The sequence below is a fragment of the Algoriphagus zhangzhouensis genome (assembly GCF_900148515.1).
GTDB classification, from domain to species: Bacteria; Bacteroidota; Bacteroidia; order Cytophagales; family Cyclobacteriaceae; genus Algoriphagus; species Algoriphagus zhangzhouensis.
The window spans coordinates 602,038-619,396 of the sequence record NZ_FRXN01000001.1; the positions used below are offsets into that span (position 1 = coordinate 602,038).

8 protein-coding genes are annotated in these 17,359 nt (G+C 39.9%); 3 read left to right on the forward strand and 5 right to left on the reverse strand.

Annotated elements, in window-relative coordinates; translation table 11 throughout:
* Nucleotides 1–255 precede the first annotated feature (255 nt).
* A complete protein-coding gene (locus BUF13_RS02600) occupies nt 256–1,698 on the forward strand; it encodes a M20 family peptidase (RefSeq protein WP_073570177.1) in 1,443 nt (480 codons plus the stop codon).
* Between the two features lie 97 nt (nt 1,699–1,795).
* Here the strand turns inward: BUF13_RS02600 and BUF13_RS02605 are convergent, their stop codons facing one another.
* On the reverse strand, nt 1,796–2,671 hold the full coding sequence (locus tag BUF13_RS02605; protein ID WP_073570178.1) for an anti-sigma factor: 876 nt from the start codon (nt 2,669–2,671) through the stop codon (nt 1,796–1,798).
* Nucleotides 2,672–2,916: 245 nt separating this feature from the next.
* Between BUF13_RS02605 and BUF13_RS02610 the strand changes: the two genes are divergently transcribed.
* Both BUF13_RS02610 and BUF13_RS02615 read left to right on the forward strand, forming a co-directional pair.
* Entirely contained in the window at nt 2,917–3,636 is a 720-nt protein-coding gene (locus BUF13_RS02610) for a response regulator transcription factor (protein WP_073570179.1), read from the forward strand.
* Nucleotides 3,633–5,138, forward strand: coding sequence for a HAMP domain-containing sensor histidine kinase (locus BUF13_RS02615; RefSeq protein WP_073570180.1), 1,506 nt, complete (start codon nt 3,633–3,635; stop codon nt 5,136–5,138). Before BUF13_RS02610 ends, BUF13_RS02615 begins: the two co-directional genes overlap by 4 nt.
* Before the next feature lie 77 nt (nt 5,139–5,215).
* Here BUF13_RS02615 and BUF13_RS02620 read toward each other — a convergent pair whose 3' ends face one another.
* The 4 genes from BUF13_RS02620 to BUF13_RS02640 all read right to left on the reverse strand — a co-directional run bounded on the left by BUF13_RS02620 (nt 5,216) and on the right by BUF13_RS02640 (nt 17,340).
* On the reverse strand, nt 5,216–7,246 hold the full coding sequence (locus BUF13_RS02620) for a M13 family metallopeptidase (protein ID WP_073570181.1): 2,031 nt from the start codon (nt 7,244–7,246) through the stop codon (nt 5,216–5,218).
* Nucleotides 7,247–7,757: 511 nt separating this feature from the next.
* The gene (locus BUF13_RS02630) at nt 7,758–10,580 is read right to left on the reverse strand and encodes a hypothetical protein (RefSeq protein ID WP_073570821.1); all 2,823 of its coding nucleotides are present in this window, start codon (nt 10,578–10,580) and stop codon (nt 7,758–7,760) included.
* A gap of 168 nt (nt 10,581–10,748) precedes the next feature.
* Nucleotides 10,749–12,533, reverse strand: coding sequence for a carbohydrate-binding domain-containing protein (locus BUF13_RS02635; RefSeq protein WP_073570183.1), 1,785 nt, complete (start codon nt 12,531–12,533; stop codon nt 10,749–10,751).
* 235 nt (nt 12,534–12,768) lie between these two features.
* Nucleotides 12,769–17,340 carry a molybdopterin cofactor-binding domain-containing protein gene (locus tag BUF13_RS02640; protein ID WP_073570184.1) on the reverse strand — a complete coding sequence of 1,524 codons (4,572 nt, stop codon included), beginning with the start codon at nt 17,338–17,340 and terminating at the stop codon, nt 12,769–12,771.
* Between the last annotated feature and the right edge of the window lie 19 nt (nt 17,341–17,359).

Consider the following 17,359-nt stretch of genomic DNA (forward strand, 5'->3'; position numbering starts at 1 on the left):
CGAAAATATATTCTATTTAATTAATAGAGGTTATCAGAAAATAGCTTGGTTTTTATCCTCTTGTCGTGAAAATGGAACATCTTGATAAATATCAAATAACCTAATTGTGCTCCAATTTTTTACCACAGTTAAAGAATAGATAAAAAAAATGACCCTAATTTTAATAATAGTGTCTCCAAATTGAGTTTTGGAGCTTTAATCAAGCCCTCTTTTTCTATATTCGCTTAATATCACCAAAACCATCCAACCAGCATTATGAAAATCATTGGAAAACTACTTTTAGGCCTTCTCGGCTTAATAGTTATTCTAGTAGCAATTCTACTCTTCAATACATTTAGAGTATCCTCCAAGCAGGTCGAACCAGATCCGATTGACCCCATTGCTATTTCAGATTCTGCTTTCGTTCACCTTTCTGGAGCCATCCAGTTTCCTACGATTTCCTTCAATGAGGATACACCACCAGATTCAGCCATTTTTAATGGTTTTCACCGGTTTTTGGAAGCTACCTTTCCAAAGGTTCACCAAACTATGGAACTTACCAAAATCAATGAGTATAGCCTTTTGTATACTTGGAAAGGTTCTGACTCCAACCAAAAGCCCATCATTTTGATGTCTCATCAGGATGTGGTTCCGGTGGATGAACCGACGTTGGGACAATGGGAAGCGCCTCCATTTGAGGGAAGAATCACTGCTGATCATATTATTGGTCGTGGAACTCTGGACGATAAAAGTTCACTAATTGCTTTGTTGGAAAGTGCCGAGATGTTGATTGGTGAAGGGTTTGTTCCAAAGCAGACCATCTATTTTGCTTTTGGTCATGATGAGGAAGTCGGTGGTCCCAAAGGGGCATCCAAAATTGCTGAATATTTGGAAAAGAAGGGAGTTGAGGCAGCCTTTACTTTAGATGAAGGAGGAATGATTGCTGAAGGAATGATTCCTGGAGTGGACAAGCCGGTATCCATGATCAATGTAGCTGAAAAGGGTTTTGCTTCTTTTCGGTTAATTGTGGAGACCCAAGGTGGACATAGTTCCTCTCCTCCTAAGGAAAACACGATAGGAATGCTCGCTCAAGCAATCGTTGATCTGGAAAACAATCAATTGCCATATCGATTGGTGGAGCCTGTTGAATATCAATTGGAATATTTGGGTCCGGAATTACCCTTCCTTCAAAAGATGGCTTTTGCCAATCCTTGGCTTTTGAAAGGACCTATTTTGGAAGCTTTAAACTCCCATACTTCTACTGCTCCAACGATTATTGATGGAGGTTTTAAAAACAATGTGATTCCAACTGTTGCAGAGGCGACGATTAATTTTAGAATTCTTCCTGGAGAAACGATTGAATCGGTTCAGGAGCATATCCAAAGTACGATCAATGAAAAGGTTCGTGTAGAACCAGTTGGATTTTTGACAAACCCCTCTCCTTCTTCAAGCATTGAATTGGATGCATTTAAGAAACTAGAAAAGACTATTCGGTCTGTTTTCCCTAATTCCGTTGTAATGCCTGGTTTGATTGCCGGTGGTACAGATGCACGTTATTTCTACGGTATTTCTGAAGGTGTTTACCGATTTTACCCGATTCGAATCAGTCCTGAGGGGATGACTCGTTTTCATGGGATTGATGAGAAAATCTCCAAAGAGAATTACAAGGAAATGATCCAGTTTACCTATCAGTTGATGAAAAGATTCAATGAAGATTAAGATAGTTTGTATCTTCATTTTAATTCAGATTAAAAAAGAATGCCATTTTCAATCAACTGAAAATGGCATTCTTTTAAACTTTCTAATTTATTTTTTCTCAAAAAGAAACAGTACCTGTTGGTAATGAACCTAGGTTTTTTCCTAAGGAATAAGTCGTGGGTGCAGTTTCTTGTCCAGCGGTACCAACTAATGGCTTGATTGAAAATGGACCCGGAGAATTATCCGGAACTGGCTCTACAGAAATGACTACTGTTCTTCCTCTAATATCCAATGGGAACGTTTCTCCGGAAGGTGCATTTAGGAAAAAGTCTTCACCCGGAACTGGCGGTCCTGGATTGGGCCCACTGAATGGAGCCGCTTCATCCATCATATTGAATTCGGTGAATGTACCGGTAGTAAGAGGTCCATTATCTCCCACTACCCAACCTTCATAGGCCCAACCCTCAGGTAATTCAGGAAGCACAAAATCCGGTAAAGGTGGAGCTCCAGGTAGACCAAACCAAACTCCGTTTTGATCATTTCCATTGTTTCCTGAAGTTTCGTCTGTTGGTGTTCTCAAAAAGAAAGAACCTGCTGCATTCGAAAAATCACCAATCAGCCCCGAACTCAAAGAAGCTGAATTATTGGAAAATTCTCCCGCAAGAATTTTGGTGGCAGCAGGCCCGGGATCACTATCATTTGCAGGCTCAATAGATAAAACGAACATACTTGCTTCTTCCAAATCTGCTTTTGAAACCAGAAAACTACTTGGTGTGGCTTTGCCTTCAGGGTCAACTCTAAAAGTACCTGTGGACACAGGACTTCCATTGACTAATATCCAACCTTCATAAACGAAGTCACTTCCTAAATCTTCCAGTCCTGAAAAATTCACATTCAAAGTCAAATCGGTAATTGGGCTTGGTTCATCTTCCTTACAACTGACAAATAGAATCATTGCAAAAAAAAGCGTGAATAAAGAATTGTTTGTTTTCATAGCTATTGTGTTTTGTAATGATTCAAAATTGGAGATGAGGTATCTCAAAGCTGTCACACAAGCTTAAACTTTTTATCACAACCCACTATTCATTTAAAAAACCTTCCAGAATTACTAAAAAGACCGTTTTTTTATATTTTGAGGTCTAGGAATTAATCAATTTCTTCATGAAAACACCTCTGTTTGTCCTCAGAATTTTAACAATTCGTGATTCTTTTGTGATACTTTCTACCTTATATTGAATCATGGATTACAAAAAGGTACTCATCATAGAAGATGACGCTGAAATTTGCCAACTGCTCGAAATCCACCTCTCAGATGTTGGTTGTGAGATAACCAAAGAAAGTAGCGGAGACGAAGGATATAAAAGAGCCCGGGCTGAATCATTTGATCTGATAATTTTGGATCTGATGCTTCCAGGAATGGACGGGATTGAAATTTGTCAGAAGCTGAGGGCAAAAGACATTTTTACTCCGATCCTAATGCTTACTGCAAGATCTGAAGAAATAGACAAGGTTTTGGGATTGGAAGTCGGAGCAGATGATTACATGGTAAAACCATTTTCTGTTCGTGAGTTTTTGGCCCGTGTCAAGGCGATTTTCCGAAGAACGGGATTTTCGGAAATGCAAGATGCCGGACAAAAGCAAAATCAGTTCTTGTTTAGAGGATTATCCATAGATATTGAAAAAAGGAAAGTTCTAATTAGAGAAAAGCAAAAAGTCGAATTATCACCCAAAGAATTTGATTTGCTTGTCATTATGGCTTCCAATCCAGGTAGAAGCTATACGCGGTCCCAATTATTGAATTTAATCTGGGGCTATGATTTTGCAGGCTATGAACATACGGTTAATTCACATATTAACCGGCTCAGAGCTAAAATAGAACCCGACATGAGCAATCCCACCTATATTCTTACTTCCTGGGGAGTTGGCTATAAGTTTAATGAAGAAATTCAGGAAAAATGAACAAAACTCTATCCAATCAACTTGTCAAAAAGATTATCCTGACCTTCCTTCTTTTGATTTTGGTGATGGGGATCGGTTATATCTTTTTGACCTATTATTTCACTACCAAATATTTTGAGGAATCTTCCCAAAGGCTCAATGCCAATGTCGCTTCACATTTGATAGAAGAAAAATTCCAGAATGCTTCCCCGTTTTTGGCAGATGGAGAAATCAATAAGCCTCTTTTTGGAGATATCATGCATGATATGATGGCTGTCAATCGAGGAATTGAAGTTTACCTTTTGGGATTGGATGGTTCCGTAAGATATTCTGTTGTCTTGGATCACGAGCGTCCGGAGAAAGCCATTCCCCATGTAGCAATTGCCCCTATTGAGGAATTTATTCAATCTGGAGGTAATCAGTTCATTTTGGGTGATGATCCTTTAGAACCTTTACAGAAGAAAATTTTTTCGGCAGCAAAATTTGATATTGATGGAAATGAAGGCTATATCTATGTGGTCCTGGCAAGTCAGGAATTTGAAAAAATCACATCTGGATTAATCGGTTCATACTTTTTGAGATTAGGCTTTTTTGCATCTCTGGCAACTCTACTTTTCACTGCTCTTTTGGGAACTTTGGTAATCTGGTATCTTACCAAAAACCTCAGGGAAGTAATTCGGACCGTAGAAAGATTCAGAGAAGGTGATATGACTGCCAGGATAGAAAATGCATCAGATTCAGATTTGTCGTCACTCGCATTGACTTTCAACAATATGGCAGATACACTGGTGGATAATATTGAGAAATTGAAATCTGTTGAGTCCCTTCGCCGTGAACTCGTTTCCAATGTTTCCCATGATCTTAGGACTCCTTTGGCTATCATGCAGGGATACATTGAAACACTTCAGATAAAAAGTGCCAGTATGTCTGAACAACAACGGAATGAATATCTCAAAATCATTCAAAAAAGTGGTGTAAAACTGAATGGTTTGATTCAGCAGCTTTTCGAATATTCTAAACTTGAAGCCAAACAAATCCATCCTGTCAAAGAGCCTTTTCAAATTTCAGAATTGGCAAGTGATGTGTATTTGAATTATCAAACTTTGGCCAAAGAAAAGAATATCACTATTGAGCTCAATGCTCAAAAAGGATTACCCCTCGTATTTGGGGACATTAGTCTGATCGAAAGGATTCTCCAAAACCTGATGGATAATGCAATGAAGTTTACCCCTGAAAATGGGAAAGTCACCATTTTTTTAGACTCAGATAATCAGCAGGTATTTATTGGAATCAAGGATACCGGACCTGGTATACCTGAGGATCAGCAATCTTTCATATTTGAAAGGTTTAGAAAAGGAGGAAATTATCCGAAGAACGCAGGTGCTGGATTGGGATTAGCCATCGTCAAAAAAATCATAGAGCTTCACGAATCAACTATAGATATCATCAGTAAGCCCAATCAGGGAGCTACTTTTAGATTTTTCCTTCCTACCTGGAATGAAGAAATGGTTTATAATTCCTGATTTCTAGCTCAATTACCCTCAGGTTTTATCAAGAAAAAAGGGAATCAGAATAGTTTCATTCTGATTCCCCATAATATTTACCAGATTTTGATTCTTTCTGATTCCGGTTTGTAATTCTTATCTGTTGGCTGGAGGTCGTAGGCGCTGTAGAATGGCTCAAAATTCATCAGTGGGCCATTTACTCTCCACATTGCCGGTGAATGAGAATTGGTATTTACATAGGTTCTCATAAACTCATCCCGTGTCTTCACTCTCCAGATTCGAGCAATAGAATAACAGAATCGTTGGTCTGGAGTATATCCGTCAATCGGGGTATTACCTTTTCCTTGATCCGTCATTTTGAAAGCATCATAGGCAATGTAAATTCCACCATTGTCAGCTGTGTTTTCTCCGATGGTCATGGCTCCTTTTACATGAACCGAATCCAAAACGGTGAATGTATCATATCTCTCGATCAACTGTTGAGTTTTGGCTTTGAATTTCTCATAATCCTCAGCTGTCCACCAGTTTTTGAGATTTCCATCTTTGTCAAATTGTGCTCCCTGATCATCAAAAGCATGAGTCAATTCATGACCTATTACCATTCCGATACCTCCATAGTTGATTGCATCATCCGCATTTTGGTCAAAATAAGGATATTGTAAGATTCCGGCTGGGAAGACAATTTCATTTAAAGAAGGGTTGTAATAGGCTGTCACGGTGCTAGGTGTCGTTCCCCATTCTGTTTTGTCTGGAGCCTTACCAAATTTATCCAATTGATATTTGGCGGCATCTTTTCTCAATTCTACTACATTTTCAAAGTAGCTATCACGGTCTATCGTTACCTTATATTCTCTCCATTTGTCTGGATATCCAATCTTTTTGGTGATGGAATACAGCTTTTCCTTGGCTTGAGTCTTGGTGCTGTCACTCATCCAATCCAGCTCATTGATTCGGTTTTCAAAGGACTTTTGAAGATTATTGACCAAATCCAATACTCTTTGTTTTGCATCTTCATTGAAATAACGCTTTACATAGAGCTGACCTAAATCGAAGCCGATTTGTCTATCCACTTGCTGAACCATTTCCTGAGCTCTGGTTAGTTGCTTGGATTGACCGGAAACTACTTTGGTGTATTCAAAAGAGGCCTTTTCAAAAGGAGAGCTTAGGAAATTGGCATAGGAAGAAAGTGTTTGAGCTTTCAGATATGTTTTCCAATCTTCTAGAGGAACTGCAGCCAGCATTTGATCGAGCTTTTTATAATAAGCCGGTTGACGGATATCCAAAGAATCAGCCTTTAAGCCTACATTTTCAAAGATTGAAGACCAGTTGATTTGGGAATGTTCTTTATCCAAATCGGCAACTGCTACTTTGTGATAGTTCTCTTTTACAACCCGTCTTTCAATCCTGGTTTTGTGAGATTCAGCCAAATCCTTTTCAATTCCATAAACCGTAGTGGCTGCTTTTTCTGCATCTGCTGCAGGACTTCCAGTCAATTCAAATAGAGTAGTCAGGTAAGTTTGATAGGCTTTCTGGATTCCTACAGTGGACGAATCAGTTTTGAAGTAATAATCTCTATCCGGCAATCCCAAGCCATTCTGACTTAGGTGGATGATGTTGATGGTACTATTTTCATCATCAGGAGAGATTCTCATTCCTATCAATGACTGATTGGATGTCTTGATTTCCGAAGCTAGGAATGCTTCAAGATCAGGAATGCTTTGAATAGCATCAATTTGATCCAAAACAGGCTGAACAGGTGAATATCCACGGGCATTGATGGCCATAGTATCCATTCCAGAGGCATAAAAATCCCCTACTTTTTGCTCAATAGAGCCTTTTGGATGCTCTGGAGATGCCGAAACCTCTTCCAAAATATTTTCCAAAAGCTGTTTTTGAGGAATATTCAAAAAAGAGTAAGACCCCACTCCTACCTGATCGTCAGCAATTTTGACAGTGTCATACCAAGTCCCGTTGACACGCATAAAGAAGTTGTCGCCTGGACGAATGGTGCTATCGACGGCAGCAACGTCTACAAAGTGTCGTTCTTCTGTCATATTTTCCCCGGAAGGTTCAGAGGTACAAGCAGCACCCAAAGCCAAAAGGGGTAAAAGGATTTTATTTTTCATAGCTGGTGGTTTGTTTGACGGAATTTAGTGGAAATCCTAATGAGTTATCAAGCCATTGATGTAAGAGCCCTATAAATTGAAAAATTGGAAGATTAAAAAATTGAAAAATTAAATTCAAATAGATTGAGGTGAAGTAATGGAAATAATTGAAATATGCTTCGCGAAATATGATGGAAATAGGCCTTCGGCGAAATAAATTATCCCCAAATTCATTCTGGAAATATGAACCATTCCCCCTTAGCAAGGGGGCAAGGGGGATTGAAATTCAAAGAAATACGTTTCGTGAAATAAGGTGAAAATAGGGCTTCGGCGAAATATTTTGAAGATATGGCTGCGCTGAGATATACTTCCCTTCGGGAAGTGAGATATACCTTCTGCGAGATAGGAAATTATCTGCGTAGCTATCTTTTCTTATCTGCCCGTAGGGCTATCTTCAGTATTGAAATATGGTTTCTCCGATTTATCCTTCCCTTTGGTCAAAGAGATATGCATTCGGGTTTGATAAGTCCCTTTACTTAAACAAAACCCAAGTATCTCCATTTGCTGGAACAGCCACTTCTACTTCTACAGAATAGTCTCTGGCAAGCTGTAGATTCATTTCTTGACCATTGCTCATGATAACTTGAGTAGCGTCAGTTAAACCCGTGTAATAAAGCGGGACTTTGATTTTTCTGATGATTAGTTGGTCTGTTGGATTGTAAACCATCAACATTCCTTTTTCCTCTCCACCGGGATTTACATTCAACCAATAATCGAGATCATGACCTGTTGCTCTTTTCAAATGGATGATGTTACCTTCCAATACCTCGCGGTGATCTTTGTACCAATCTACCATTGATTTTACCATGGTTTTGGTTTCTTCTGTATCAAAAAGCCTTGGGCCTCTATAGCAAGCCTGTACTCCAGCTCCCAGATTACTGGAAATCATTGATTCATAATGAGCCAAATGCTCATTTAAAGGTTCAATTGTAGCTGCTGCGCCACCTCCATGATATTCTGTCAATGGAACAAACATCCAGCCCATACTAGAAGTCTTTTCCCATGTACCATCATAGATATTTTGTCGTGCGTGGACCAATTGTTCATTTCTTGGCAAGCTCCAATTTACCTCTCGATATCCCATTCCGGTTTTGCTGCCTCCGGTCATGAAATAAAAGTCAGGGATGTTCAGGTAAATACCTTTTTCACGGCTCCATTTATAAAAATCGGAAATACGCTGATACTGGTTCCAACGACTGTCTGCTAGCCCTTTGTGACCTGGATGGTTTTCTGAAATACAAATATCTCCTGGGTAGGATCCATCATGCTCCAAAAGTGTAAAACCTGATTTTTCGTAGAAATTGTAAAGTTTTCTAAAGTACTCATGTCCCCATTCACTTTCCAGGCAGGGAGAATTTCCAAAAGCTGGCTTCATGCCTTCGGGCATAACAACATCATCTTCAGCGCTTATTTTTCGGGAAGCCAATAAGGAATATCCTCCTATTTCTACTCCTTTGCTTTTCGCATAATCAGCATAGGATTTCATTTTGGCAATGTACTCTTCACTATCATCTTCGATATTGAATCCACTTCCGAAAGTCAGAATCACCATCTCAAAACCAACCTCTGAAGCTTGGTCAATTGCCAATTTGACCCTTTCCCAATCTGCAAATCGAGCATGCATCATCAAGGGATTCTCAGAAGACCATGGAGCCAGCGTTTGATATAATTTACGAAGTGCTAGGCCTTTTCTTTCTCTGTCAAAACTATCATGAGGTAATACAAATGTTCGGAAGGTTTTAAATTCCTTTCCAGCCTCCAAATGCTTTTCTGGTCCATAGGTAGGACTGACTTTCAAAAGTGAAGGCGTTTGCCTCAGATAATTAACCTGAGTTTGATATTCAGGATCTGATAGCCAATGAACCACATGGGCATTTGCATCATCCACCGACATACTTGAAAAAGACATATCTGTCTCGACATGGATGTTGGGTTTGTAGAAAACAGTGCTTTCACGCATTTCAACTTTGGATTCATATTCCACTGCTGCAATGATTTCACTGGTAAAATCATTGATTGTAAAGCTTGAGTTACTGTTGTTTTTTACTGTTAACCATTTTCCCATGACAGGGATGCCATCATAGATTTCATAGTGCACAGAAACAATCAAATCTTCAGGGTTTAGCCCATTTTCAATTTGATCATCCAAGTCTCCATAAGTAGCAAAATCAGTCACCTGCATCCGTACTAATTCCCCCACTTCTTCAGCATCTACTGCATTTCCTTTGCCATCCGTTTTTCCAACTCTGACTTTTTCTGGGAAAGATGAAAAAACTGGAAGTTTTTCGATGGTTATCCATTCTCCATTTTGAGGTTTTGCTTCACAAAGAACAGCCTCATCCGTAATTCTAAATCTCAAGGTCCATGGAGTCGAAAGATCCAGTTTTTGTCTTCCTCCAGCGGCTTTGATTTCCTTTTCTCCATCCCAAAGCCCAAACATCGGGATGTTCTGGTCATATTCATTTCCTCCAGGTCTCAAGTAAAACTTGATGGTCTTTTCAGGCCAAACCAAGGTGATTCCCGGTCCGAATTCTTTGGCTTTGTCAGTACCTGTATTGAAGGTGGCTTCAATGATTTTTGAAGAAGGATTTAACTCTTTTTCTATATAAACAGCGGAATTCTGTGGGGTGTAAATCTCTCCCATTTTCCCTTCATTTTCGAAAGAGGATCTTGGATGCGATTTGGACTGATGACTCGTCCACTGTGGATCCAATGAATTGAAGTCGGTTTGATAAATGGCCTTTCTTCCAAGAAAACTCGGAAGAGGGTTTTCACTGGCCAAAAGGTTTTGGGGTTCTGGTAATTGAAAATCCAATCGAAGATGTTTTCCTTTTGGGGGCCATTCTGCATTTTCATCTCCATATCTGATTCTAGCCCAATCAAAAGGCATTTCAGTCTCTGAAATCTCATAATCCACAAACTGCATGGCAGCTGGATTATTGCTTAATTCTGGAATCCACTCTTCTTTCAGGAAAGCATAATTAGGTTGACCTTTCAAGCCTCCAATTTCATATGTGATTCCGTTGATTTGGATTTCCCCTTCTGGCTTCACCCCTCTTAAAAATGACTCCCCACTGTATAAATTGTCCAATTTAATAGTTGCTGCATTGGGGCTGATTTTTATTACTCTTTGGATTAAGCCATTCGTTAGAATCAGCTGATCTCCTTCTTTCTTTACTTCAGATTTATAGCCTGAATTATCTATTAGCCAGTCTGTTTGAGCAAATGAAGATGGTGAGTAAATAAAAAGAAGCAGGAGTCCTACTAGCCTTAAAAAGGAGTTGTTTTTGTACATTTGGTTAGATGTATTTGCGATTTTGGGGATTGATTTGTTATTCAAAATCAAAAGTTAGGAAAAAATCCGAATTCATTTTGGCCTTATGGCCTAATATTGTTTTGGCAAAAAAAAACCAGACCTGAATCAGATCTGGTTTTCCAAAGAAAAAACCCGCAATTACAATTATTACCTAACTGTTGTGATATTACTGGTGACAGTAAATGATCCTACCAATGTACCTTGGGTATAAGTTGGGCTGGTGTATAGACCATCCGACTCAGTTCCAGATGCGGAACCACCGGTGTATATGTTGAATTTTTTGCCATCTTCTAGTGATGGAGAAGAATAGACTACAGCTGCATATCGTAAGGAAGGACTGAAGGTCAGTACATTATTTCCATCAGAATCCTCGATTGCAAAAAGTGTATTCGCAGTTTGTTGACTGAGGTAAACGATCATAGAGTTTTGATCTGAATCTGAGCTAGGAGTTTGGGCCATATTGGAAGTTCCTGCTCCGATCAATGTTCCTCCAGAAATATGGAATGAGCCATCGAAATCCAGAATGCCATTTGCGCCAGATGCAGGTCCATTGACTATTACTGTTCCTGCTGTCATTGAAATAGATCCATTGGCATCGATCCCGTCACCTCCTGCTTCCACAACGATATATCCTCCTTGGAAGTAGATGTAGCTATTACTTGAAGATGAGAATCCATTGCTTTGTCCAGGTCTTGTTCCTGAGCTATCGGCTCCACCCGCGGCATTGATTCCATCATCGCTAGAAACTAATCGAATTTCTCCTCCATTTATGGTAATGACATTACTTTCTAGACCTTCATAAGATTCAGTGATGGTAATTTTTCCGTCATTGATGGTTAGTTGCTCATCGGCATGGATCGCATCATCTCCAGATGCTATATCAAATGTTCCATAATGGATGGCGATATTCCCATCACAGTGGACTGCATCATCAGCGGAATCGATCGTAAATGTTCCTCCCTCAATCAAATTGTTTACGACAGCTTTTAAGCCTTTAGCTGAGACATCTTCATCATAATTTGAACTTCCACCACCTGTACTCAATTCAAATGTTCCTGCAACTACCATGAGGTCTGTTTCAGCTGAAAAACCATCTCCTCCTGTGGTAGTCACATCAAAAACTCCATCATTGATTAAGATATAACCACGGTCTTCATCATCGTCATTGTCAGATTTGAAAGCGTCCCCATCTGTGTTTAGTGTGAAGTCTCCTCCATTGATTACCAAATAGTCTTTACCTCTAATCCCATCATCCACTGAATTGATGATAAATTCTCCACCTCCGATGACTAAGCCATCTTTACTGGTTAAAGCATCATTGTAATTGCCATTAATAGTCAACTTTCCATTTCCATAAATGGAGAGGTCTGCCTTACTAAAGAAAGTTGCATTGGGTTCGTCATCGTCATCTTCGAAAACATAGTTTTCTGTATCTGAAAAAGTATTAGATGTGCCATCTGGAAGGAATACAATCACTTTTTCAGCACTGATAACATTGAATGGAGCATTGGAAGAGTTGCTTGCTGTGACTTCGTTTAGGATGATTTTAACAGCTTCCTCTGATTCGGTATCTACCGCTATTTGACCATCATTCAAGGTTCCTTGGATAATGTAAGTTCCAGAATTGGTAATAGTGGCCAATGTACCTGAGACAGTAACATCGGCCACTGTGCCAGAAACAGATATACTGCTTCCGTTCAATTGTATAATTGTGGCATCGTTGGTATCATAAGAATCATCTCCGGACTCTTCATGGTCAGCTTTATTAGCTTCCATCGCGGAGGAAATGTCATCATCAAAATAATCTGAGTTGACAGGTGCTTCTACTTCATCTTCATCCTCAATGATGATGTCATCACCATCGTTTTGATTACAGGAAGAAAAAAGGATTCCCAGGAAAAGGACCGGGTAAATGGCTTGGGTAATTTTCATAACAGCGTTGGTTTGATTTAAACTCCTTGGATTAAAATCTTGTGTGAAAATTACGCTGGCATTCCATCTTTAGTTTGTCTCCAATTTCAAAATGAGACGAACAAGGCTTTTTCTGCGATGAACTCGTGCTGTTTAATGTCTTTTAAAGTTTGAGAATTCTGGAATAGACAAAAAATAAGGGAAACAGCCTCGATAAATAAGGCCGTTTCCCTTTAATTTGAGTTAATGAACTTTACTACTGCTTAACCTTTATATAATCCCTTTTTCCTACTTCTAAAGCATTGCTGACTTCTTGTACAGTAGCGGGCGCATCCAATTTGAAAAAGCCCGAAAGTCCTCTTTCTACTCTAGAATCACGAATAGCAGACTTGATCGCAAAGAATACGGAAGTTGCTAAAACCAAGGGTGGTTCTCCCACCTCTTTGGAGGAGAAAAGTCCATTAGGATTCTCTGGTACCTCTTTGGAATTGCTTCTTGGATATAGATAGGTATTCATTTCCAAAGGAATTGTAGTAATCGCTGGTGGCTTATACCGCCAAGTATTTAATGTATTCAATTGTCCTTTATTCTCACCATCTGGTTCAAAGACCAGTTTTTCGGTCATCACATAACCAACTCCCTGGATAAAGGCTCCTTCGACTTGCCCAATATCTATGGCAGGATTCAAGCTCCAGCCCATGTCGTAGACGATATCTGCTCTCAAGATTTTTACCTCCCCAGTCAATACATCTACTTCAACTTCTGAACAAGCTGCCGAATAAGTAAACCCGACAAATGAATCCACAGCGCCTGTATTAGAAGGTACATCTGCTATCGAAATTCCCGGAATCGGTTTATTCTCTTCCACGGTCTTAAAAGTCATAGCAGGAATAGGAACTGTTCCTCCCGGAATTGGTGCTGTAAAAGATGAAATCAAGTCTATTCGATACTGATAAGCTAAAGCCACCAAATTTTGCCAAATCAACTTGGGATGCTGGTCACCAGGTTTGGTGACTGACGAAGCCCAACCTTCGACTCCATAGTTCCAAAAATCAATTCCCTGCTCCTTACACCATTCATCCCCATTGTCCTTGAGTAATTGGTATCCGAACTCAGTCATACGCTTGCGCATTTTTTCGCAAGCTTGCTTCACAGCCTCTCCATTGTATGCCGTACCGGTTGAACCACCAGTGCTGGTTGGGTTAGGTATAATCCGGGTATTTGGTCCGTGAATCTGGATCAGGTCCATTGGGACATTTAGAACATAGGAAGCAACTTGCTCCACTTTGGTCATCATTCCTTGTCCCATATCTACCCCTCCCTGATTAATGGAAATACTTCCATCACCAGAAAATACCGAAACCACAGCTGCGGCCTGCTCAATCATGACCAGATTATATCCTGAGCCATATTTTACAGGAAGCATATAAATCCCCCGCTTTTTCCATTTATTGGTTTTATTAAACTCCTGGACGGCTTTTAGACGATTGTGATAATTGCTTTTTTCAGCCACATAATCCCAAACATCTTTCATGTAGCAAAAAGAAAGGGCTTGGCCGAAAGGAGTAACATCTCCCCTTTCGTACATATTTTTGAGCCTGAGTTCCGCCGGATCCATTTTGATGGCATAAGCAGCATCATCAATCGCATTTTCCAAAATCAATTTTCCTTGGATATCTCCGAAAGCCCTCATCGCTGTGTTTGGGGCCTTGTTAGTTCGACAAACATCCAATTGACTTTCGAAATTTTGAACCTTATAGGCATTGTCGATTCGGAGCTGAACGCAATTACTGACGATATAGGAACAATCATAAAAAGCCCCACCATCTGCCCACATTTTAACGAAAAAGCCTCGAATCAATCCTTTATCTTCAGGTCTTAAATTCCCTTGATCAACTGCGATTTGGTATTGGCCATAATACCCATGACGCTTACCGATCATTGCAGTATCATGTTCTCGTTTCATGATCAGGCGAATCGGTTTATTGAGTTTTTTAGCTGCCACAGCCACTGGCCCAACAATGAATTTGGTTTGTTCTGTCTTACCTCCATAGCCACCTCCAACTTGATTGATTTCCACCTGAACTTTATTTTGTTCAGATGCCAGAGTACTCGCGATAGTCTGGTGCATCTCCATTGGACTTTGTGAAGATGGATGAACCAAAATTTGATTGTCGTCCTGAGGAAAAGCCACGCAAGATTGGGTTTCCATGTAGAAATGGACCTGTTCTCCAGATATCTGGGTGTTTTCTACCACTAGACATTTAGCACCATCCAATTTTTCTTTTCTCACTTTTGGCTTTTTGTCCAAAGGATCCTTTTGCTGATCGGTCCAATACAGTTCCGTTCCTGGTCTTGTGATTTTCCAAATATGGGTTGTAAATGGAGCCGTACTTGGACTGTCAGGGAAGATACTTCCCAGCCTAATAGCATCATCGATTGAAATGATGGGTTGCTCCCATCCTGGATTTGTTGGAGTTTCTCCTCCTTGCCAAGTGATTGGACCATAACCCACGCAGTATTCGGAAGCATATTCACCGATTTCAATTGCATCTTTCTCCTTTTCGGCGATGACCATGGCGATCACCTGTCCTGGATACATGATGTTTTGGGTTGCAAACATGGGTTGATCATAGCCCATTCCCTGAAGATTAAGTCCTCCGATAGGGATATCCTTTGCTGTAATCAATGTATAAAATGAGGTGAATTTGTCAGCTAAAACATCTTCCAGTTGATCTGCATCTATCTTTTCCTTGGAATCTGGATCGATGAAAAAGTAATCTGCCAGAGACCTGGTAGATTGAATAAATGCTGCATTTTTACCAATTGGTGGGATTTTGATTTCATGGGTATAATGAACCTGTCCCATCGCTTGATGAAATGCCATCAATTTGATGTAAGGCTGAGAAACGGGAGCTTTGAAATCTTGGTTTTCATAATACTGAGTGCCTCCAGTTACGCCCCAATTACCCCAATTGATTTCTCCTGCCGATTTTAAATACTTTGGAACATACATAGGCTCTGTCTCCAGCAAAGTCTTTACAATCGCCTTGTACAAAAATGAATTTGCTAGGTTGATTCGATAGGCATCTGTAAAGCCTTCGGAAAGAAGTCCCTTATTACGCCCTTTTTCCTCCCAATATGCCAGTTCTTTACTTACTTCTCTATTTAGGACGCGAAGCAGACCTGGTAGCAAATCCAAACTTAATTTCTTCCCTTTCAGCCACTGTTCAGAATTGGAAGCATGCCAAGTGACTGGAGCTATTCCACCAAAAACTATACTTGCATCTGTAATTTCATAAGTATCATTGAAGGAGATCCGAGTACAATTGTTTACGATTGAATGGGAATTGACTTCTCTTAAAGCTACTTTCTGGGAGAGTGTAACTTCATTTTCCTTTCCGATAGGCAAATGGTATTTCAATATGACAATATCCTGAGCCAAATCTGGATTCTTCAATAGTTGATTTACCAAATTGGAAACCTTCCATTTGACTTCTTTTCCAGTTTTGATCCTCAGTAAACTAATCTCAGCATCACAGGCATCCAAAGCGGTAAAGAGATCTGATGGGAAGGGTTCTCTTTCAAAAATATGATGTAAGACCAACATGGTATTTCCAGCCAAGGAAGCAGCATTCCTGACGATCATACCTGCTGTACGATGGCACATAAACTCCAAAGCCCCTATTGTTGAGGTTGGAGAAAGATCATTCTCGGATATATAATTTTCTAGGAGAGTCAATAACTCTGAATAGGTTGTAGATGCTCCTACTTCTATTTCCGATTCCAGTTTATTTATTCCATAGAAGTCCGGGATCAATTTGATATCGACAAAAAGCTTTACCTCTGGGAATTCATCTATATAAATCCCATAAGAAGTATTGCCAAAAACGATTCGCGTAGTCTTGGCAGAATTATTTTTCAATACCTTTTTTAACTCGTCTAGTGACTGGGGAGTAATCCAGCTTTGATAGCTTTCTATCACATTAACCGGAGGTAATGGAGCTTTTGCAGCCTCTGGGAAAGGAATGTTGATCGTGTCATGGATCATGACTTCCTCGCATTTATCCTCAGTGACGCACTTCATCCTGTTTTCTTCATCCAGCGTTGACCAATCTGAAGCAAAAGTCTTCATTCCCGTCAAAATCGATCTGTAACCCGTACAGCGACAGATATTCCCGTCAAATATTTCCTCTATCTGTTGTTTGGTCGGACTTGGATTTTCAGAAAGAAAAGCAGACATATTCATCACAAAGCCGACGGTACAATAGCCACACTGGGTCCCATTATTGATGGCTAGTCTGTGTGCAACTGGATTCATCCCTTCATGCACATCAGAATTATCAGGATCTGATACACAGGTTGCCGTTATTCCATTTTGGGAAGTGCTTTTTAGCTTTTTAATAGACTTATCCAACTTATGCTCATGGAGATTCAATAAGTTTGCCTTCGCCTCATTCCAAGCCTTTGGAGGAGGAACTTCACTTGGTAAGACTCCTCTTGATCCTGATGGTGTGAAAGTCAAGTGTTTGTTTTCTGGTCTTTCTACTCCACCTGTACCTTCGACAGTAGTCACGCTTAGCCCTCCCAAAGCACAAACAGGCCTCAAACAGGAGTTTATTGACTTGTGTTCAACTTTATTTTTTTCCTCATTCCAATTGGATAAAATCACGGTACAGGCACCGCAACCGCCTTGACCACAGCCTTTTTTGGCTCCAATCAGACCAACTTCTTCGGATCTAATGTAATCCAGCAATAGTAAATCGGGCTTTGGGTTTTCAATGGTTACTGGTTTTCCATTGAGAAAAAATGAAACGGAATTTTTCATAATTAAAATGTAAAATGGA